The organism is Paenibacillus sp. SORGH_AS_0306 (genome assembly GCF_030819345.1).
In the GTDB taxonomy this organism is placed as follows: Bacteria; Bacillota; Bacilli; order Paenibacillales; family Paenibacillaceae; genus Saccharibacillus; species Saccharibacillus kyungheensis.
On the sequence record NZ_JAUTBP010000001.1, the window covers coordinates 1,449,791 to 1,469,565 of the forward strand.

15 protein-coding genes are annotated in these 19,775 nt (G+C 39.4%); 13 read left to right on the forward strand and 2 right to left on the reverse strand.

The features are described from left to right. Positions 1–179: 179 nt before the first annotated feature. The 7 genes from QE450_RS06550 (at position 180) to QE450_RS06580 (ending at position 7,832) form a co-directional block, all read left to right on the forward strand. Positions 180–884 carry a metal ABC transporter ATP-binding protein gene (locus tag QE450_RS06550; protein WP_273615895.1) on the forward strand — a complete coding sequence of 235 codons (705 nt, stop codon included), beginning with the start codon at positions 180–182 and terminating at the stop codon, positions 882–884. Next, a complete protein-coding gene (locus QE450_RS06555) occupies positions 830–1,750 on the forward strand; it encodes a metal ABC transporter permease (protein WP_273615896.1) in 921 nt (306 codons plus the stop codon). The genes QE450_RS06550 and QE450_RS06555 overlap by 55 nt, the downstream gene beginning before the upstream one ends. A gap of 60 nt (positions 1,751–1,810) precedes the next feature. Continuing rightward, positions 1,811–2,824: a metal ABC transporter substrate-binding protein gene (locus tag QE450_RS06560; protein WP_273615897.1), complete on the forward strand. Its 1,014-nt coding sequence runs from the start codon at positions 1,811–1,813 to the stop codon at positions 2,822–2,824. Positions 2,825–3,149: 325 nt separating this feature from the next. Continuing rightward, positions 3,150–4,076, forward strand: a complete 927-nt coding sequence (locus QE450_RS06565) for a TetR/AcrR family transcriptional regulator (protein ID WP_273615898.1) — start codon at positions 3,150–3,152, stop codon at positions 4,074–4,076. Further along, on the forward strand, positions 4,051–5,529 hold the full coding sequence (locus QE450_RS06570) for an MDR family MFS transporter (protein ID WP_273615899.1): 1,479 nt from the start codon (positions 4,051–4,053) through the stop codon (positions 5,527–5,529). The genes QE450_RS06565 and QE450_RS06570 overlap by 26 nt, the downstream gene beginning before the upstream one ends. Before the next feature lie 182 nt (positions 5,530–5,711). Next, positions 5,712–6,872 carry an NADH-dependent flavin oxidoreductase gene (locus tag QE450_RS06575; RefSeq protein ID WP_273615900.1) on the forward strand — a complete coding sequence of 387 codons (1,161 nt, stop codon included), beginning with the start codon at positions 5,712–5,714 and terminating at the stop codon, positions 6,870–6,872. Between the two features lie 150 nt (positions 6,873–7,022). Further along, positions 7,023–7,832, forward strand: a complete 810-nt coding sequence (locus QE450_RS06580; RefSeq protein WP_307297945.1) for a histidinol-phosphatase HisJ family protein — start codon at positions 7,023–7,025, stop codon at positions 7,830–7,832. A 244-nt stretch (positions 7,833–8,076) separates the two neighbouring features. Here QE450_RS06580 and QE450_RS06585 read toward each other — a convergent pair whose 3' ends face one another. Then, positions 8,077–9,723, reverse strand: coding sequence for an esterase/lipase family protein (locus QE450_RS06585; RefSeq protein WP_307297948.1), 1,647 nt, complete (start codon positions 9,721–9,723; stop codon positions 8,077–8,079). Between the two features lie 445 nt (positions 9,724–10,168). Between QE450_RS06585 and QE450_RS06590 the strand changes: the two genes are divergently transcribed. Both QE450_RS06590 and QE450_RS06595 read left to right on the forward strand, forming a co-directional pair. After that, the gene (locus QE450_RS06590) at positions 10,169–11,383 is read left to right on the forward strand and encodes an MFS transporter (RefSeq protein ID WP_307297950.1); all 1,215 of its coding nucleotides are present in this window, start codon (positions 10,169–10,171) and stop codon (positions 11,381–11,383) included. Positions 11,384–11,401: 18 nt separating this feature from the next. Next, complete coding sequence (locus tag QE450_RS06595) at positions 11,402–11,848, forward strand: nuclear transport factor 2 family protein (protein WP_307297953.1); 447 nt, start codon at positions 11,402–11,404, stop codon at positions 11,846–11,848. A gap of 231 nt (positions 11,849–12,079) precedes the next feature. Here the strand turns inward: QE450_RS06595 and QE450_RS06600 are convergent, their stop codons facing one another. Beyond that, complete coding sequence (locus QE450_RS06600) at positions 12,080–12,802, reverse strand: AAA family ATPase (RefSeq protein ID WP_307297956.1); 723 nt, start codon at positions 12,800–12,802, stop codon at positions 12,080–12,082. Positions 12,803–13,562: 760 nt separating this feature from the next. Between QE450_RS06600 and QE450_RS06605 the strand changes: the two genes are divergently transcribed. The 4 genes from QE450_RS06605 to QE450_RS06620 all read left to right on the forward strand — a co-directional run bounded on the left by QE450_RS06605 (position 13,563) and on the right by QE450_RS06620 (position 19,763). Further along, positions 13,563–15,161 (forward strand): catalase, encoded by a 1,599-nt coding sequence (locus QE450_RS06605; protein WP_274172941.1) that lies wholly within the window; start codon positions 13,563–13,565, stop codon positions 15,159–15,161. Between the two features lie 224 nt (positions 15,162–15,385). Continuing rightward, a complete protein-coding gene (locus tag QE450_RS06610) occupies positions 15,386–15,541 on the forward strand; it encodes a hypothetical protein (protein ID WP_273615907.1) in 156 nt (51 codons plus the stop codon). 254 nt (positions 15,542–15,795) lie between these two features. Then, positions 15,796–16,845 carry a pectinesterase family protein gene (locus tag QE450_RS06615; protein WP_307297964.1) on the forward strand — a complete coding sequence of 350 codons (1,050 nt, stop codon included), beginning with the start codon at positions 15,796–15,798 and terminating at the stop codon, positions 16,843–16,845. Between the two features lie 254 nt (positions 16,846–17,099). Next, positions 17,100–19,763, forward strand: coding sequence for a cation-translocating P-type ATPase (locus QE450_RS06620; protein ID WP_307297967.1), 2,664 nt, complete (start codon positions 17,100–17,102; stop codon positions 19,761–19,763). Positions 19,764–19,775: the final 12 nt, after the last annotated feature.

Genomic DNA, 19,775 nt, shown 5'->3' on the forward strand with positions numbered 1-19,775 from the left:
TGATAGATCATGTTGAAGTAATTTAGACATCTAAATGAAGTAAATGAAACGAAAAAATCTAAATCGTAATTATTTTGTTTAAATAGGTTGACAAGAGGAATAGCATAGGAGTAAAGTTATTCAGGTGGTATTCGTAAAAATTACGATAAGAACGGAAACAATGAAAGGAGCGCTATATCTTGTTATTAGCTTCGATGCAAGACGTTATCTTTGGATATGATCGTGAACCGGTAGTTAATCGATTATCGATGGAAATATATAGTAATGAATTTTTGGCGTTAAGCGGCCCCAATGGTGCTGCCAAAACCACTTCACTCAAATTATTGTTAGGCATATTAAAACCCTGGAGTGGACAAGTACAGATTAAGCGCAATGAAAAAGGATCCAAACCTGTAATCGGTTATGTACCTCAGCAGGTATCTTCATTTAATAGTGGATTTCCTAGTACAGTCTATGAACTGGTTCGTTCCGGTTGTCATATGAATCTAGGATTATTTCGACGCTTTGGCCCTCAGCAAGCTCAATTGGTTCAATCATCACTAGAAGCGGTAGGCATGTGGGAATTGCGTGATCGTAAAATAGGAGAATTATCTGGCGGACAAAAGCAACGTGTCTGTATCGCTCGTGCACTCGCTCAAGAACCCGATGTTTTGATTCTGGATGAACCGACAACAGGGATGGATCTCGAAAGCCGTAAAGGATTTTATGAATTGATGCGTCATCATGTGCAAAAACATGGACGTACTGTAGTGATGGTAACACACGGATTAGAAGAAGCAGAGCCGTATTTGGATCGTATTATTCGTTTGGAGAGAGAGGAGGGTGGAGGATGGGCATGTTTGACTACGAGTTCATGCAGCGCGCGTTTTGGGCCGGAGGAATGATTGCTGTTATCGCTCCACTGCTCGGCGTTTACCTTGTTTTACGCAGACAGGTATTAATGGCTGATACGCTTTCTCACGTATCTTTGGCAGGCGTAGCGATAGGTGCTGTACTTGGTTTCAACCCATCAATTGGTGGATTTATTATCGCTTTATTAGGCTCATTGATTATCGAACGATTAAGACGTAATTTTCGTGGATATGGAGAAGTATCTGTTGCTGTGATTATGACAGGTGGTCTAGCACTGGCATTGGTATTAATGAGTATGAGCTCATCGTTAACCCGTAGCTTTAGTTCTTATCTCTTTGGTTCGATTGTAGCCGTCAGCACCACGCAACTATGGATTATAGGCACTGTCTTTGCACTTGTTATTATTTACTGGGTGAGTATGAGACGTCCATTATATAACCTAACATTTGATGAAGAAACTGCACAGATCGGTGGTACTCATGTACGCTGGTTATCACAGACATTTGCTGTATTAACAGGAATGACCGTAGCAGCAGCGATGCCGATTGTAGGCGTGTTGTTAGTATCTGCTTTGATGGCTTTACCGGCTGCTCTAGCGCTTCGATTTGCCAAAGGATTTACATCTGCACTTATTATTGCTGTAGCGATTGGTCTGATCGGCATGTTCGGAGGATTAACGACTTCGTATTATGTGAATACCCCTCCAGGTGCTACAGTAGCGCTATTACTGCTTACGTTCTTATTAGTAGGTATGGGGATTCAACGTATCTATTATCGCTTGAATCGTAACAACAGTGATGGATATACACCTGATATTGATAGTCGCCGATTCTGGCAACGGCAAAATCGTAGTGAGCAAAATAGCAAAGTGAAAACACAAGTGTTGAATAAACGATAAATCCTATCAACACATATCATATATAAATAAAGAGGAATCAGGAAAGGTGAGTGATTACACATGAATATGAAAAAAAAGAGTTGGATCAAACTTCCTTTAATCGCTTTGTTAAGTATGAGTACGTTGCTGGCAGCTTGTGGTAATAATTCCGATTCAGCATCATCAACAGCAGGTACGAGTAGTTCTACCGCAAGTGGAGATAAGTTACATATCGTGACTAGCTTTTATCCAATGCAAGAATTCACTTCCAAAGTTGCCGGTGATCTAGCCGATGTACAGGTGTTAGTTCCTGCAGGTACAGAACCTCATGATTGGGAACCTACTGCTCAAGATATCGCTAAAATGACCGATGCTGATATGCTCGTATATAACGGTGGTGGCGTAGAGTCATGGATCGATCAAGTGAAAGATACATTAGGAGACAGTGGTCCCAAATTAGTCGATGCAAGTAACGGGATTCAACTGATGGCAAGTACAGAAGAAGAACATGAAGGCGAAGAAGCAGGTCATGAAGAAGAACACGCTACTGAAGAAGGTCATGATCATGGAGAATTTGATCCGCATGTGTGGTTGTCTCCTATCCAGGCACAGACTGAAGTACGTAATATCGAAACCGCTTTGACTGCACTGGATCCTAACCATGCAGCCGATTATAAAAAGAATGCAGATGCGTATATTGCAGAACTGCAAAAGTTAGATGCTGAATACAAAGCAGGTCTATCTAACGTAAAACGCAAAGACTTTATTACGCAACATGCTGCTTTTGCTTATTTGGCTCATGATTACGGTCTGACTCAAGTACCGATTGCAGGTCTATCCCCTGAACAAGAACCATCCGCTGAAGCAATGGCCAAAATCGTAGATTTTGCTAAACAAAATAATGTAAAAACGATTTTCTTTGAAACATTGGTTTCTTCTAATGTAGCCAAAACAATTGCAGATGAAGTCGGTGCCAAAACGGCTGTACTGAATCCATTAGAAGGCTTAACAAGTGAAGAAACGTCTGCTGGTGAAAATTACATCTCAGTCATGCGTACTAACTTAGCAGCGCTTGAAAAAGCTTTAAATGAATAATAACGTATGTATACGTTAATGTTTGCGTTGCGTTTATCATTATATATCTAATCTTAAAGACAGTTTCTCTATCGTATATAGAGGCTGTCTTTTTTGTTATACATAGAGATGTGTAAGGCGTTATCAAAAATATCGATCAGATGGTGAAAGAAAATTTTATGAACAATTTTACATATTTTATTGGTTGCAAAGATTGACTTCATTCGTAACGGGGTATAAAATAGTAAGTATAAGAACTACAGAGTTTCGTGAGTACTATAAAGTTTTTAGGCGTTTCAATAGAGAGAAAATGTGTGAAAGTATAGTGCAGAAGAGGTTATGAATTATGGTAGAAGAACGTAAACGTTTGATTCTTGTAGCAGGAGGGCAGTTGTTTGCAGAAAAAGGTTATTTCTCAACAACTGTGCAGGATATTGCAGAACAGTGCAATATGTCCAAAGCCTCGATCTATAAGTTATTTGAATCGAAAGAAGACATTTTGTTGCAGATTGTGAAGCAGATGCATGAAGAGATTTTATTAGCAGCGAATCGATTACATTTTGAAGATCATGTATCACCCAAAGAACAATTTACACAGAAACTCGTAGTACAATTTCAAGAATTTGTGTTAAAGCATGAGTTTTTCTTAGTGTTGAATCAGACTATGCCCCTAGAGTTAAGCACACAAATTCGCACAGCGATGTTGCAGTTCAAGCGCACTATGTTGAACTGGCAAAAAGAAGCGATCCTTCAGGCTTTTGGAAACAAAGTAGAGCCGATTGTGTGGGATTTAGCCTTGTGTATGCAAGGAATTGTGAAAGAATTTATGTTTTTATTACGTTGGAACAACAACACTGTTTTTGAGCTGTCTGCTTTATCTGATTTTGTTGTTGAAAGTCTGGAAGCTATGATCCAAAAACATAGTCACAGTGTGCCTTTAGTTACCGAGCAAATGGCGCAACAATTCGATTTGTCTGTTCCAGATGTTAGACAGAAATATTTTGGCGAAAGTGAATGGCGTAAAGTGATGAGAGAACTGAATCTGGCGATTCATCAGCGTTCGCCTGAATCTAATCGTCCTGATCTGATTGCCGCCACCGAACGATTAAACACAGAACGCAAAAAGGTTATACCACAAACATTTATGATGGAAGCATTAATCGCATATTTACAGAAGAGAGAAGAGCTTCAACAGGAAGTAGCTCAACTACAACATGTATATCGTGCAACATGGGAGGAAAAGAAAGATGGAGAATATCTCAACACAGAATAAGCCGAAATTAAACGTTACGCTTATTGTCGCTATTATGCTAGCAGGTGCTTTTGTAGCCATACTGAATCAGACGCTACTGGTCACTGCATTACCGCATATTATGGCTGATCTGAATATTGATGCAACAGCAGCCCAATGGTTAACAACGATTTTTATGTTAGTCAACGGAATTATGATTCCAATTACAGCGTATTTGATTGATAAATTTTCAACACGGGCGCTTTTTATTACGTCTGTAGGATTATTTGCATTAGGAACATTGATCGCAGCGATTTCACCTAACTTTGGAACATTGTTAGTAGGTCGTGTCGTACAGGCAGCAGGAGCAGGTATTATTATGCCGCTGATGCAAACTGTATTTTTAGTTATTTTTCCAAAAGAAAAACGTGGTGCCGCAATGGGTATGATCGGGTTAGTTATTTCATTTGCCCCAGCTATCGGACCTACATTGTCGGGTTGGATCGTAGATTCTTACTCATGGCGTACACTGTTCTACATTATTTTACCTATCGCAGTGATCGACCTTGTAATTGCTGTATTTGCTCTCAAAAATGTAAGTGAACTTCGTAATCCTAAGCTAGATATGACTTCAGTAACGTTATCGACACTTGGATTCGGTGGTCTATTGTACGGATTCAGTAGTGCTTCCAAAGGCTGGAGTGATCCAATTGTTATTATTAGTATTTTAATAGGTGCAATCAGTTTGTATTTATTTGTAACTCGTCAATTCAAATTAAAAGAACCATTGTTAGAATTCCGCGTATTTAAAGATCGTGTATTTACTGTCTCGATGATTATTACAGTAATCGTATTTACCGCGATGATCGGTGCATCAACATTGATGCCTTTGTATATTCAAAATGCACGTCATATGTCGGCATTACATTCAGGATTGATTGTGTTACCTGGTGCGATCTTAATGGGAATTATGTCGCCGATTACAGGACGTATTTTTGATAAATACGGTGCGAAAGTAATCAGTACGATCGGTCTGGTGTTAATGGCAGGTGGAACGATTCCGTTTGCGTTTTTAACGTCTACGACTTCGATTACTTATATTACGATTATGTTTACATTGCGCATGTTCGGGATGTCGATGGTATTGATGCCTGTGACAACAGCAGGTCTGAACCAATTGCCTACACATCTGTTATCTCACGCATCAGCGATGAACAATACATTACGTCAAGTTGGTGGCTCAATCGGAACAGCCGTATTGATTACAATTTTGACGAATGCTAGTTCTTCATCTGCTCTATTAGGAAATTCTACTGAAAATGCTTTGATTCATGGTACCAATATGGCATTCTTAGTGGCATCGGGCTTATCGGTGTTAGCATTAATCTTAATTTTCTTCTTAAAAGAACCACCACATAAACGTACAGCTTCACAAGAAGAAAAAGCTTCATCGTCTCAAATGAGCAACAAACGCAAAGCTGTTTCTCAATCATAAAATAGCTTGTAATACAGATAGACAAAATACCTATTGTTCACATTCATTGTAGGGTGACAATAGGTATTTTAATATACCTAATTATTTTTAGTATATTACTTGCATAAAATTGAATTGGTTACTATAATATATATAGTCACATTAAATAATATGAACGATAAAGAGAATAGGAGAGATATCCTTTGAATACAAAATACAAATCTTTATTTGAACCTTTCCAACTGAATGACGGTATCGAATTAAAAAATCGTATTGTCCTTGCTCCTATGACACATTTTTCTTCTAATACAGATGCTACTGTATCTGATGCAGAACTTGAATATTATGCACGCCGTACAGCAGGTGTAGGCTTGGCTGTAACAGCGGTTGCTTATGTAACCAAAGGCGGTATCGGTTTCCAAAATCAATTCGGCGCAACAGGTGCTGAATTTACAGAAGGTCTACGCAAACTAGCGACAACGTTGAAATCTAACGGTGCCAAAGCTGTTTTGCAAATTTTCCATGCTGGTCGTCTAAGTCCTCCTGATCTAGTGAATGGCGATGTAGCGGCTCCAAGTGCTATTCCAACAGATCGTACGAATGATGGTACAGAAGCTCCAGCTCCTCGTGAATTGTCAGCTCAAGAAATCGATGATATTATCGTTGATTTTGGTAAAGCGACTGCAAATGCAATCGAAGCTGGATTTGATGGTGTAGAGATTCATGGTGCTAACGGATACTTGGTGCAACAATTCTTTTCTCCACATGCGAACCGTCGTGAAGACAAATGGGGCGGAAGCTTAGAAAAACGTCTTACTTTCCCATTAGCTGTGGTAGACGAAGTACAACGCGCAGTCAAAGAACATGCTAAAGGACCTTTTATCGTAGGTTACCGTTTCTCTCCAGAAGAACCAGAAACACCTGGTATCACAATGGCGGATACATTGACATTGATCGATGCGCTAGCTGAGAAAAACTTGAGCTACTTGCATGTATCTCTTATGGAATATGCTTCTACTCCACGTCGTGGTGTCGATGACAAACGCTCCCGTCTTGAAATTATTCAAGAACGTGTAGGCGCTAAAGTTCCTGTTATCGGTGTAGGTGCTGTTAATACACCTGACGATGCATTAAACGTATTGAATACGGGTGTACCATTGGTAGCACTTGGACGCGAATTGATCGTAGATCCAGACTGGGTAGAAAAAGTAGAATCCGGTCGTGAGTCAGAAATCGATTATTCGTTAACCAAGCATGATCAAGATCGTCTGGTCGTTCCAGATCCATTGTGGAACTCTATCATGTCTATGACTGGTTGGTTCCCGGTGAAAGATGCAGAAGAATCAAGCACATTAACGAAATAAGCATTCAATATACAGACTGTTCTTTTTCTGCTACGGTAGAAGAAGGGCAGTCTTTTTTATGATGTAAAACGAATATATATTATGAATAGATAGCTGTTATTGGCTTGAATAGAAGCCATACAGAATTGTAAAGAAAGAAGGAAAATAGCAATGATATATGATTACCATGTTCATACAAATCATTCGTTTGATTCACGCGCTGTGATGAGTGACGTATGTGCAGAAGCAGTAGAGCGTGGACTGCAAGAGATTTGTTTTACAGAACACTATGCGGTCAATCCTGTATTGCCTACGTACGGGCATTTAGACTTTACACAGTATTTGGCAGAGATCGAAAGGTGTAAACAGCAATATGAAGGGAAATTAATCATCAAAGCAGGCATTGAATTGTGTGAACCTCATTATATGCAGACGCAATACGAAGAAGCATTGGCGCATCAACCGCTCGATTTTATTCTCGGATCTGTACATAATATGAACGAACGCAAGCTAAGACTTTTTCTGGCTCAAGAAGGTATCGATCATTATGAACTGTATTTTAGAGAAGTATTACAGATGGTACAGCATGCAGACATTGATATAATTGCTCATCTAGATTTGTTAAAAAGGTACGCAGTAGGTACTATCGGAAATTATAAGCTGAGTGATTATCACGATGTTATCGAAGCGATATTGCAGACCGCGATCACACGTCATATCGGTATCGAAATCAATACGTCTGGCTGGCGTGGTGGAGCAGGAGAACCTTTTCCTTCCAAAGAAGTATTACAGTTATATCGTCAAATGGGTGGAGAATTGCTAACGATCGGTTCTGATTCACATTTTGTAGAACATACAGGAGCAGAGATTAGTGATGCTATACAATTGGCAAAAGAATGTGGATTCAAGGCTATATATACGTATAACCAAAGACAACCACAAGCTGTTGCACTAGATGAATACTATCTTGATAAGAAATAGATACAAAAGCAACAGGGGGTGGATAAGAGCATCTTAGCAGGTGTCTATCAAGCCATTCAATGATAAACCAATACATGTCAGTAGATATATAAAATAAGAAAAAAAGTTCAACATAGAAAAAAAGCTCGAGATAGAGACTAACTTTTTCTCTATCTTGAGCTTATACGTATTCTCTGTAAATTATCTGATCTTTAGATATAATCAAATGAATGATCAAGTACAAAATTTGTCGTCAGATATAATGTTAATTGCCGTACGTATTGCCTTGCTCATCTATATAAACAGATTTCACTAATGTACGACGATAAGGATAACCTGCTTCTGTATAGCCATCAATATCGGTTGTCACCACATAAATAGACGGTGTATTGGTAACAGGTGTAGTCACCGATTCTGAAGTAGCCATCGAGCGATTGCTCCGCTCTGTAGGAGGAGCAAGCTTGCTACCGTCCGGATGGTAATAATTCACTGTATAGTTCAGGTGAGTACGTTGTTGATCCAGACCTTCTGTATTCACATTCATACGTAGTTGGTTGTTAGAAAGATTTGTTTTCAATTCGGCTTGCTCTGCACCTGGTGTATAGACGGCTGTCATTAGATAAGCGCCTTTCGTTGCACTGGTTGCTTGTACTTTCCATTCTCCTGCTTCAGGTTGTGGTAAAGTAACTAGCTGGTGATAAGCCCCATGGAAAAATTCATCGTCTGGAGTAGATTGCAATTTGACTTTTTGCACTTTGCCACTTGGGGAGATCAGTTCTAAATGCGTTAATGGTTGATCGCTGATCCAATCAAGCGAGATTTGATTTACATTATTTTCGACAGTTAAGATTTCATTGGCTGTGCCGGAATGTTGACCTCCGCGAATATAATATTGTCCATGACCTTCTTCTGAGGTAGCACTATTAGTATTGGTCGAAGGAGAAGATTGAGCTATATAATTAACAGATGCAGGGGTGTCTTGTATATCTGAGTCTACGTTATACGTGTCTTTGGTTACCGCAGAAGGAGCATGTAGACTAGCAACAGCAGCAGGCACCGTACCTAGATAAGATTTAAATAGATCAAAAGTAAAAGACCCTGTACGAACGGTCTTATGATTCCAAGCACCAGACTGAATCAATGTAGCACCTGGCAATAGAGCGCTCTCTGTAGTCACAACACCATCATTACTACCGAACAATGATAAGTAAGACCCACCGAATGTATAAGAAGCTTTACCAGAGCCAGACCATTTGTTACCGCTCATTGTGTAAAAAGGCACTTTATTAACATCAGGATCTTTTGCCATTTCAGAGCGGAAATAATCCATATATGATGTCTGAAGAGAGCTAGTTCCCGGACTTTGCGATCCTACAAGATCTGCTAACCATCCTGCCCAACTGCTATAAGCTAGATCGGCTAATTGTGAGCCATGATGGGGTGTACTGAGTGTAATGACGCGAGAAACATAAGGGTAAGCATTATAACGCACTAGCGCAGATTGGGTATCTACTCCACCTTTACTGTGAGCCACGATAACTAATTTTTTGCCAAAATATTTGCTGATTTCTTGAATTTTGCTCGCAAGTAATTCTCCGTCTTTCCACATGTCTTCCGGTGTGCCTGTAATATCATACATATTGATAAAAGCAGTCTCATATCCATTTTTGTATGCGTACTCATACATATCGTTATCTTCATACCAGACATTCGCTTTACTGGTCAGACCATGTACAAATAAAATAGCAGGTTTGTTGGGAGAAACATTGGCAGGAGTCTGTCCTGTTGCCCATGCACCCGGTGAAGGTGCTACCACAGGATTAATGGGAGCCATCCATGCTTGTTGTGGCAAAGCAGTTAATCCAAGAATCATTGTAAAAGATACCCCTAAAAGCGTGCGCTTGATGTTCATTATATTCCTCCTGTAATGTGGTCTGGATAATAAGTATTATCCTCAGAAAGATTTTAATTTTGAAATATTAGAAGCGATACTTATTTATGTATAAAATGGTTTTACAAATCTAGTCTTTTTATTGGAAAATTAATACATAATCGATCATCTGATTATATAGATATGCTTATTATTAATAAAAATTTAAAATTTTTATAGCTGAAATGAAAAGATGAGAGGTATATTTTTAGAAATCTGGTTATAATAGAATTCGTGAACATGCTATATTCACTTTGGACGATAGCAAAGAGGTCATCTGTTGTTAGCGATCTCTACTATAACAGTAGTGTTAGGAATAGAACTGCTGTTATACACGTCCACATCGTTCATTTTCGATGAGCGGATATTGAGTTTGGCAAAGTATGTAACAAAAAGTACAAGCGCAGAGAAAGAAGGGGCAAAGTGCATGAATAAGTTAGAAATGTTGCAAAATCCAAAGCAACGTAAGTTGCTGGTTAGTGCTGGATTTAGCTGGATGTTTGATGCGATGGAAGTGGGAATGATCTCATTTATCGCAGCAGCACTTGCAAAAGATTGGAATCTTGCACCACAACAAATTGGTTATCTAACTAGTATCAACTCGGTAGGGATGGCAGTAGGTGCAGCAACTGCTGGATATCTGGCAGATCGTTATGGACGTAAATCGATTTTGCTATGGACACTACTCATATTCTCTATTGCTAGTGGGTTGTCTGCATTAGCAACAGGATTTGGAATGTTGTTAGTGTTACGATTTATCGCAGGTTTTGGTCTTGGTGGAGAACTTCCTGTTGCTTCTACACTGGTTTCTGAATCCGTATCGGTACAAGATCGCGGACGTGCAGTTGTATTACTGGAAAGTTTCTGGGCATTCGGTTGGATTATTTCAGCGGTTGTTGCGTATTTTGTTATTGCTCAATATGGATGGCAATGGGGCTTTATTATAGGAGCTGTTCCTGCGCTATATGCATTATATTTACGCCGAGCCATCGAAGATTCGCCGAAGTTTGTGAAAAATGGAGCAGGCAGACGGGCTTCGTTTGTGAAAGGATTAGCAGATATTTGGAGCAGTGAACATCGCCGTACAACGATTATGGCGTGGATATTATGGTTTACAGTCGTTTTTTCTTATTATGGTATGTTCTTATGGTTACCTTCTGTGATGGGATTGAAAGGTTTTACTTTGATCAAAAGTTTTGAGTATGTGTTAATTATGACGTTGGCGCAGTTGCCAGGTTATTTTACAGCTGCTTATTTTATTGAGAAATTCGGTCGTAAATTTGTATTGATCGTATATCTTGTTTTGACAGCGGTTAGCGCAATTTGGTTTGGATTTGCTACCACAACAGCATCGCTATTGATGGCAGGAATTTGTTTGTCTTTCTTTAATCTAGGGGCATGGGGCGGATTATATGCGTATACTCCTGAATTGTATCCAACCAAAGTACGCTCAACCGGTGTAGGTATGGCGGCTGCATTTGGACGTATAGGTGGAGTTATCGCTCCATTTCTTGTAGGGATGCTGGTAGGTAAAGGGGTAGCGATTAGTACGATTTTCACTATCTTTTTTGTTACGATTCTTATCGGAGTAGCCGCAGTTGCTTTTCTAGGGAAAGAGACTAAAGGGTTAGAACTGGACTGATAAAGTGGAGGCCAAGCCATGAAATATTCATTTATGACTGATATCGAAGTGTTACTCGCTTATGAAGGTATTCGTACAACCAAATCCCGGTACTGTCGTCTTATTGATATGAAGCAGTGGGATGAATTAGGCAATGTATTTGCTCCTGATGCAGTAGCTGATTTCAGCACAGAAGGCAATCCGATTCCTTTGTTAGAGGGCAGGGATATCATTGTAAAAGTATTCAAAGACCTCGTTCATCCTGCGGAAACGGTGCATCAGGTACATAGTGCCGAAATTGAATTGATTTCTGCAACCGAAGCAAAAGTAATCTCGCCGATGGAGGATTACGTCACTTTTCCTGAAGGAAGTGAACATCTATCATTTCACGGGTATGGTTATTACTATGAGACGTTTGTAGCGATAGATGGTCAATGGTATATTCAACATACACGATTGGAACGGTTGAAATTTGATGTGATCTAGTGCTGAATAAGTAAGCTCACCATAATGGTATTGCTCTTATCATCACGAAAATAAAAAAGCCTTTATAGTGGAGTTGTAGCTATAAAGGCTTTTTATTTTGCAGTTTTTACGAAATGAGTAGTTGATCTGATAGAAGTAACCTGACTATTTGCATAAATCATTGTTAATATGTTCGCTAGATAGAATATCGTCGTTTACATTCTGTAAAATAAACTACTAATAATTATAATTCTAGTCGTTATCGTTAAACAGCTCATCCAGAATTCTTTTTGGATTTTCCAGAAATCGTCTGGTGATCTGGTAATGATCGGTATCCTGATAGTCTATCGGTTGTAAACGATCTTGATCAAAGCTAATAATCTCAGCATTAGGGTAGCCGAGTAAGATCGGAGAATGGGTAGCGATAATGAACTGCGATCGTGGCGAAAGGTCTTTGATGATCCGCATTAAAGAGAGTTGTCTGGCAGGAGATAAAGCGGCTTCGGGCTCATCTAGCAGGTAGATCGATTGTTCGCGTGCTTTGGTGAACTTTTGCGTAAATAATGTTAAAAATGATTCTCCATGAGATTGATGATGAAGTGACTTGCCCCCGTAATTATGAGTACTATCTACATCATCGATATGAGAAGCGAACTGGTAAAAAGATTCGGCTCTAAGGAAAAAGCCATTTGTTAATTTGGGAAGCCATGACAAACGCAGATATTTACCTAAAGCAGAGTCGGCTTGATCGACTTCATAACTGTTATTACGCGAACCACCTGCTGTATGAAATCCACATTGATAAGCAATCCCTTCTAACAACGTCGATTTACCCGATCCATTTTCACCCACAAAAAATGTAACTGGATGTTCCAGATAAAGCTGATCCATATGCCGAATAAAAGGAAGCGAAAATGGATAGCTATCGAAATCTTCAATTTTGTCTTTCAATAACGTAATTTTTCGAAGAGACATGATAAAGAACTCCTTTTTGAGATATCTATCTTTGTAATACCTATCAAATTGTTGACATAAATAAAAGTGCAGCAACTAATGAGCATCTATAAGCCATCATCAGGTACTACACTTCTAAGACGTACAAAGAGTTATGTTTGAAACAAAAAATAGCGATCTGATATAGCCATTATTACAGAAAGTCCGCTAAAATCTGATCTTGATCTAGTGGAGACAATGGGGTTTCCTGTTGCTGAGTATGTATAATTACTTTTAATTCACGCTGTAAATAAATCGAAAATTGATCCGTAGATCAGGCTCACTCCTTAAACGCTTAATACGATAAGCGCTAACTGTTCTTATTCAAAAATAATATTTGCAAAATCATCTTACTTTACAACATAAAAAAATCAGGAAACAGGTATCCCTAATAAAACATCCATTTGCGAAAGTAGAAGGAAGGGGCACCATAGCCTGATTATTTCTATTATAAGGAAGTGTAAAATGAAAAGCAAACGTTACCAACTTCATCATATCTTCATTCACATTTCAGACATAAATTTAAAAATAGTACACTATTTGTACAAAAAATGTTTTATAATGTGCTCAGGCAGGTAAAAAAAGGTAATACTTTTATTCTCTTTATTCATGATTGTACGTTGTATTGATGTACATTCTATTGAAGGAGATTAGAGTAGAAGCAATTGTACAATTTGCACCTGTGTATTATTGTTCATTTGGAATACAGCAAGTTCATACTTTCTCGAAAGGCGGACTATCCATGGCAGACGATAATCAGAAGCACCCGCAAGCAAGTGAACACGATGAAGAATTGACGTTAACGAATCGTCAGGGACATCCGGTCACTGACAATCAGAATGTAAGAACAGTAGGTAATCGAGGTCCGATTACTCTGGAGAACTACAACTTTTTAGAAAAAATCTCTCACTTTGATCGGGAGCGTATTCCAGAGCGTGTCGTGCATGCTCGTGGTGCTGGAGCACACGGTGTGTTCGAAGCATATGGAACGGCTGGCGATGAGCCTATTTCCAAGTATACACGTGCTAAGCTTTTTCAAGAAAAAGGAAAGCAAACGCCTGTTTTTGTACGTTTTTCTACCGTTGTGCATGGTAATCATTCACCGGAAACTTTACGTGATCCGCGTGGATTTGCGACTAAATTCTATACCGAAGATGGGAACTGGGATTTGGTTGGTAACAACTTAAAAATATTTTTTATTCGTGATCCTTTGAAATTCCCTGATATGGTTCATGCATTTAAGCCTGATCCAATCACAAATGTGCAAGATATGGAACGCTTTTTCGATTTTCTGGCAAATAGTCCGGAGTCTACACATATGGCAACATTCCTCTTTTCACCATGGGGGATTCCTGCCAACTACCGGCAAATGCAAGGTTCCGGTGTGAATACGTATAAATGGGTAAACAAAGACGGAGAAGCAGTGTTGATTAAGTATCACTGGGAACCGTTGGAACAAGGTATTCAGAATTTGAAGCAAGAACAAGCGAATCAAGTGCAAGGGTTAGACTTTAATCATGCAACCGTTGATTTGTATGATGCGATCGATCGTGGCGAATATCCAGAGTGGGAATTATGTGTACAGATTATGAGTGATGATTATCATCCTGAATTGGATTTTGATCCATTGGATCCGACCAAATTATGGCCGGAAGATCAATTCCCATTCCTTCCAGTAGGTAAAATGACGCTCAACCGTAATCCAGTAGACTACTTTACAGAAGTAGAACAAGTGGCTTTCGGTACAGGTGTACTGGTTGATGGATTGGACTTCTCGGATGATAAGTTGTTGCAAGGTCGCACATTCTCTTATTCAGATACTCAGCGTCATCGGGTAGGAGCAAACTATCAACAATTGCCGATTAATGCACCGAAGTCTAACGTAGCCACTAACCAATCGGGTGGACAAATGCGTTATGCACCGGATGCGGCACCGAAGCAGAATCCTCATGTCAATTATGAGCCTTCTTCTCTAGGTGGTCTTAAAGAATCTCCCAAAGCAGGTGCTGATCATGAACCGCATTATTATGATGTGAATCTAATGCGTCAGAAGCTAGATCGTCCTAACGATTTTGCACAAGCAGGTCAGACTTATCGTGACTTTGAAGATTGGGAACGCGATGAATTAGTAGCAAATATCGCCGCTAATCTGTTTGAATGCTCTGATGTGATCAGTGATAAATTTATCGCTAATTTACAACAAGCAGACACAGAGTATGCACAGCGTGTAACAGATGAATTAGCTAAACTCAAAGCTGATCCTTCTAAAAAACCAAGACATCGTGCTCATAAAGCCGCTAATTTAGCAGAAGAAAAAGGAAATGACGCGAAGCCGTATTAATACGGTCGTTATTACTGACTTTGCTCTGTAATTAAATGATTAATACAAAGTCTTATAGAAGCTCTCTATTGTATTCGCTGATCATAGCGATGCGATAGAGAGTTTTATTTTGCCATAAATAGAGCCTGATAGATGCACAGATTGTCAGCTAGTCGTTTAGTCTATGATGAAAACGGTTTAATGATAAGAAAGACGATATACATATAGCAAAGGCGGAGAAAACAATGAAAATTATTATTACACGTGAAGAAGCAGTCCAAAAAGGAATCTGGGACAAAGTAATGCAAATGTTTGGAGTCGATCAAGACGATGATACGTATGCAAATGAACAGTTTATTTTGACTGAAGAACAGGCGAAAGAATTGCAATTGATCGCATAAGTACAAATATCATCATCGTAAATACAAGACAAAGGGAAGCATTATACCAATAAACATTTCAACACAAAGATCACTCTTTTCACTAAGAGTGGTCTTTTTTATTGGGTAGTATCTCTGTATGTTTATATTTCCAAAATAGGATATAAAAGGTAATATAAACCCGTACCAATAATATTTAAAAATATATTTATTTTAGTGATTTATGTAAGCGTTATCTTTTTCTGGGGAAATTATCTCATACAAGGAGTGATTGGATGAAAACATGGACAGTGCTAGGAACAACAGCGATTGTTACTGCGTTATCTTTATCTATGGTAGGAACTACTTCTGCGGATACAAATCATATTTCTTCTGCACCTGCTAATTCTCTCACATCATCAAGTGCTACAGAATTGGCTACAGCTACAGCGTCTATACCGTCAGGCGCCATAGTGGTCGATCTGAAAGGCTCAGGTCAATACAAAAGTGTACAAGCGGCGATCAATTCGATTCCAGCTAACAATACTCAACAGAAAATTATTTATATCAAAAATGGAACGTATACAGAGAAATTAACAATCACTCAGCCCCATATTACATTACAAGGTGAAAGTGCAACAGGCACGATACTTAGCTACAATGCAACCAATGCTAGTAGTGGAAGTACAACCAATAGTGCAAGTACGACTGTCAAAGGCGATTATTTTCAAGCCAAAACGATTACGTTCCGCAACAATGCAGGTATGAATGCAGGGCAAGCTGTAGCTTTCTATAATAATGCAGATAAAGCGATCTATACCGATGTACGCTTTCTAGGGTATCAAGATACTTTATATACACCGGGTACAGGCAGACAGTATTTCAAAAATTGTTATATTGAAGGAACCGTTGATTTTATTTTCGGATCAGCGACAGCAGTGTTTGATCAATGTCAGATTCATAGTCTGGGTGCAGGTTATATAACTGCCGCTTCTACAGGAGCAGACACGAAATATGGCTATGTATTTCTAAATAGCCGTCTGACCAGTGGTGGAACGGCTAATCAATCCGTGTATCTGGGTAGACCATGGCGTCCTTATTCAGCAGTGACGTATATCAATACAGATATGGGAGCACATATTCAACCTACAGGCTGGGATAACTGGCGTGATCCAGCGAATGAGGCGACTGCTCGTTATTATGAATATGCAAGCAAAGGTGCAGGAGCCAACAACAATGCACGCGTGAAATGGGCAAAATTTTTAAACGATGATCAAGCCAAAGTCATTACTATTCAAAGTGTACTTGCTGGAAATGACCAGTGGAATCCTACACAAGCGAATTAATACATCATTTTGCTTATATTCTCAATATACTTTTATATACACATCATTATTGAAAAAGCAGATCTTCCTTTTGTCATCGGCAGAAGTGGTAGATGTGCTTTTTTGATCTGTCACTAAAACGTCATATGAAATACAGGTAATCCGTAGCACTTTTTGGGTAAAAAAAGTACATAAAACCGTTGTTATACGTTATTAAAACATCTACATATCAACATTGCCATAACAAAGATACTACAATGAATAGGAGTGGTGGAATGGAGTATTATCGTCAAGAAGCCGATCAAGTGCTACAGGATGTCGATAGTTCTACGCAAGGGTTATCCGGGCAAGAGGCTGAGAAGCGTATAGAAACAGAAGGATATAATGAACTGAAAGGTAAAAAGAAAACACCGACATGGAAATTATTTTTAGAAAATTTTAAAGATCCGATGGTTATCGTATTATTAGTCGCTGTTACTGTACAACTGGTATTAGGGCAGTGGGTAGAATCGATTATTATTTTCTTTGTGTTAATACTGAACGCTATTATCAGTGTCGTACAGACGCGCAAAGCAGAAAGTTCTATAGATGCACTGAGGCAAATGTCTGCGCCTGAAGCCAAAGTGATTCGAGATGGTAAAAAGCAAAGTGTAGCAGCCAGAGAATTAGTTCGTGGAGACATTGTGTTACTGGAAGCTGGAGATTATGTACCGGCAGATGGACGATTATTAGAATCAGGCAGTCTCAAAGTCGATGAAGGCATGCTAACCGGAGAATCAGAAGCTGTAGACAAACATATTGATGTGATCGGTGCCGATGCGCCTATCGGGGATCGCCGTAATATGGTCTTTAGTGGTTCACTTGTCGTCTATGGGCGAGGTACAGTAGTGATTACAGGAACAGCATTGAATACCGAAATAGGTAAAATCGCTGGACTGATCGAAAGTGCAGAAGCCAAGCAGACTCCTTTACAACGGAAGCTTGAAAGTTTTAGCAAAAAGTTAGGCATTTTTATTTTATTATTATGTATTGTGATCTTTGGCGTAGAAGCAGGACGGATCTGGTTTGCTAATGAAGTGGTAGATATGACAGCGGCAATCTTAAATGCATTAATGTTCGCGGTGGCTGTAGCTGTAGCCGCTATTCCAGAAGCATTATCATCGATTGTCACGATTGTATTATCCGTAGGAACAAATAAAATGGCAAAACAGCATGCTATTATTCGCAAATTGCCTGCTGTGGAATCGTTAGGTTCGACCAGTGTAATCTGTACAGACAAAACAGGGACGTTAACACAAAATAAAATGACAGTTGTCGATTACTTTTTGCCAGATGGAAGTACTGACGATTTCCCCGATGACCCAGAACAATGGTCAGAAGGAGAACGCCGATTACTGCATATCGCGGTATTATGTAATGACTCTAATATCAATGATGAAGGCAAAGAATTAGGTGACCCCACCGAAGTAGCATTGATCGCTTTTAGTAATAAAAAGAATAAAAACTACAATGAGATTCGTGAACAATTTCCACGTGAAGGAGAAATTCCTTTTGATTCTGACCGCAAATTGATGTCTACAATTCATACCTTTGATGATCAAAAAGCGATGTTAACCAAAGGTGGGCCAGATGTATTGATCGGTCGATGTACACAAGTATTTGTAGGGGATGAAGTTGTTCCACTGACCGATGAAATTCGTGAGCGGATGCAGACTGCGAATGAAGACTTTTCCAATCGTGCATTACGTGTACTGGCTTATGGATATAAGATTATACCGAATGATCAGACTGAAGTTGGTATAGATGATGAACAGGAACTGATTCTGGTAGGATTGAGCGCTATGATCGATCCACCTCGTGAAGAAGTTGCCGGTTCGATTGCCGAATCCAAAAAGGCAGGTATTCGTACTGTGATGATTACCGGTGATCACAAAACAACAGCGCAAGCGATTGGTAGAGATATTGGTCTTATGGACGATCAGGATATTGCTGTTACCGGTCAAGAACTGGATCAAATGTCTGAACAGGAGCTAGACAATCAATTAGAAAAAATCGCTGTCTATGCGCGTGTCTCTCCTGAAAATAAAATTAGAATCGTTCGTGCATGGCAGAAAAAAGGTAAAATTACAGCCATGACTGGAGATGGTGTAAATGATGCACCAGCACTCAAGCAAGCAGATATCGGAGTTGCGATGGGGAGTGGAACAGACGTAGCCAAAGACTCGGCAGCAATGATACTGACAGATGATAACTTTGTATCTATAGTTAATGCGGTCGGTGTAGGTAGAACCGTATTTGATAATATCAAAAAAGCGATAGCCTATCTATTTGCAGGCAATTTAGGGGCTATCATTGCTATTTTGTTTGCATTACTTATGGATTGGATCAATCCGTTTACAGCGATTCAATTGCTTTTTATTAACCTAGCAAATGATTCTTTACCAGCTATTGCATTAGGGATGGAAAAGGCAGAACCTGACGTGATGAGTCGGAAGCCACGAGATATCAATGAAGGTATTTTTGCAGGTGGAACGATGCAAGCTGTTATTACACGCGGTGTGCTGATCGGTATTGCAGTGATTTTGTCGCAGTATATCGGCTTACAACACTCTCCAGAAATGAGTGTCGCTATGGCATTTACAACATTGATTTTAGCGAGAACATTCCAGACTTTTGCTGCACGTTCTAATGTACAGACAGCATTTGAAGTAGGAATATTTAGCAACAAATATGTATTGGGAGCAGTAGCTCTATGTCTGTGTCTATATGGAGTCACATTACTTCCAGGCGTACGCGATATATTCTCTATTCCTGTAGAGTTTGGTGTACAGCAGTGGGCTGTAGCTACCGGGCTTGCATTAGGAGCAGTATTGTTGATGGAAGTAGCTAAATGGATACGTACTAGAGTAACAAGGAACCAACAAGTAACTTCGTCCTAAACGTTAGAAATT

Bases quoted from the DNA above. Each gene is read 5' to 3' on its own strand.
- QE450_RS06555 (WP_273615896.1), top strand. From the start codon at position 830: ATGGGCATGTTTGACTACGAGTTCATGCAGCGCGCGTTTTGGGCCGGA.
- QE450_RS06560 (WP_273615897.1), top strand. From the start codon at position 1,811: ATGAATATGAAAAAAAAGAGTTGGATCAAACTTCCTTTAATCGCTTTG.
- QE450_RS06565 (WP_273615898.1), top strand. From the start codon at position 3,150: ATGGTAGAAGAACGTAAACGTTTGATTCTTGTAGCAGGAGGGCAGTTG.
- QE450_RS06570 (WP_273615899.1), top strand. From the start codon at position 4,051: ATGGAGAATATCTCAACACAGAATAAGCCGAAATTAAACGTTACGCTT.
- QE450_RS06580 (WP_307297945.1), top strand. From the start codon at position 7,023: ATGATATATGATTACCATGTTCATACAAATCATTCGTTTGATTCACGC.
- QE450_RS06585 (WP_307297948.1), bottom strand. From the start codon at position 9,723: ATGAACATCAAGCGCACGCTTTTAGGGGTATCTTTTACAATGATTCTT.
- QE450_RS06590 (WP_307297950.1), top strand. From the start codon at position 10,169: ATGAATAAGTTAGAAATGTTGCAAAATCCAAAGCAACGTAAGTTGCTG.
- QE450_RS06595 (WP_307297953.1), top strand. From the start codon at position 11,402: ATGAAATATTCATTTATGACTGATATCGAAGTGTTACTCGCTTATGAA.
- QE450_RS06600 (WP_307297956.1), bottom strand. From the start codon at position 12,802: ATGTCTCTTCGAAAAATTACGTTATTGAAAGACAAAATTGAAGATTTC.
- QE450_RS06605 (WP_274172941.1), top strand. From the start codon at position 13,563: ATGGCAGACGATAATCAGAAGCACCCGCAAGCAAGTGAACACGATGAA.
- QE450_RS06610 (WP_273615907.1), top strand. From the start codon at position 15,386: ATGAAAATTATTATTACACGTGAAGAAGCAGTCCAAAAAGGAATCTGG.
- QE450_RS06615 (WP_307297964.1), top strand. From the start codon at position 15,796: ATGAAAACATGGACAGTGCTAGGAACAACAGCGATTGTTACTGCGTTA.
- QE450_RS06620 (WP_307297967.1), top strand. From the start codon at position 17,100: ATGGAGTATTATCGTCAAGAAGCCGATCAAGTGCTACAGGATGTCGAT.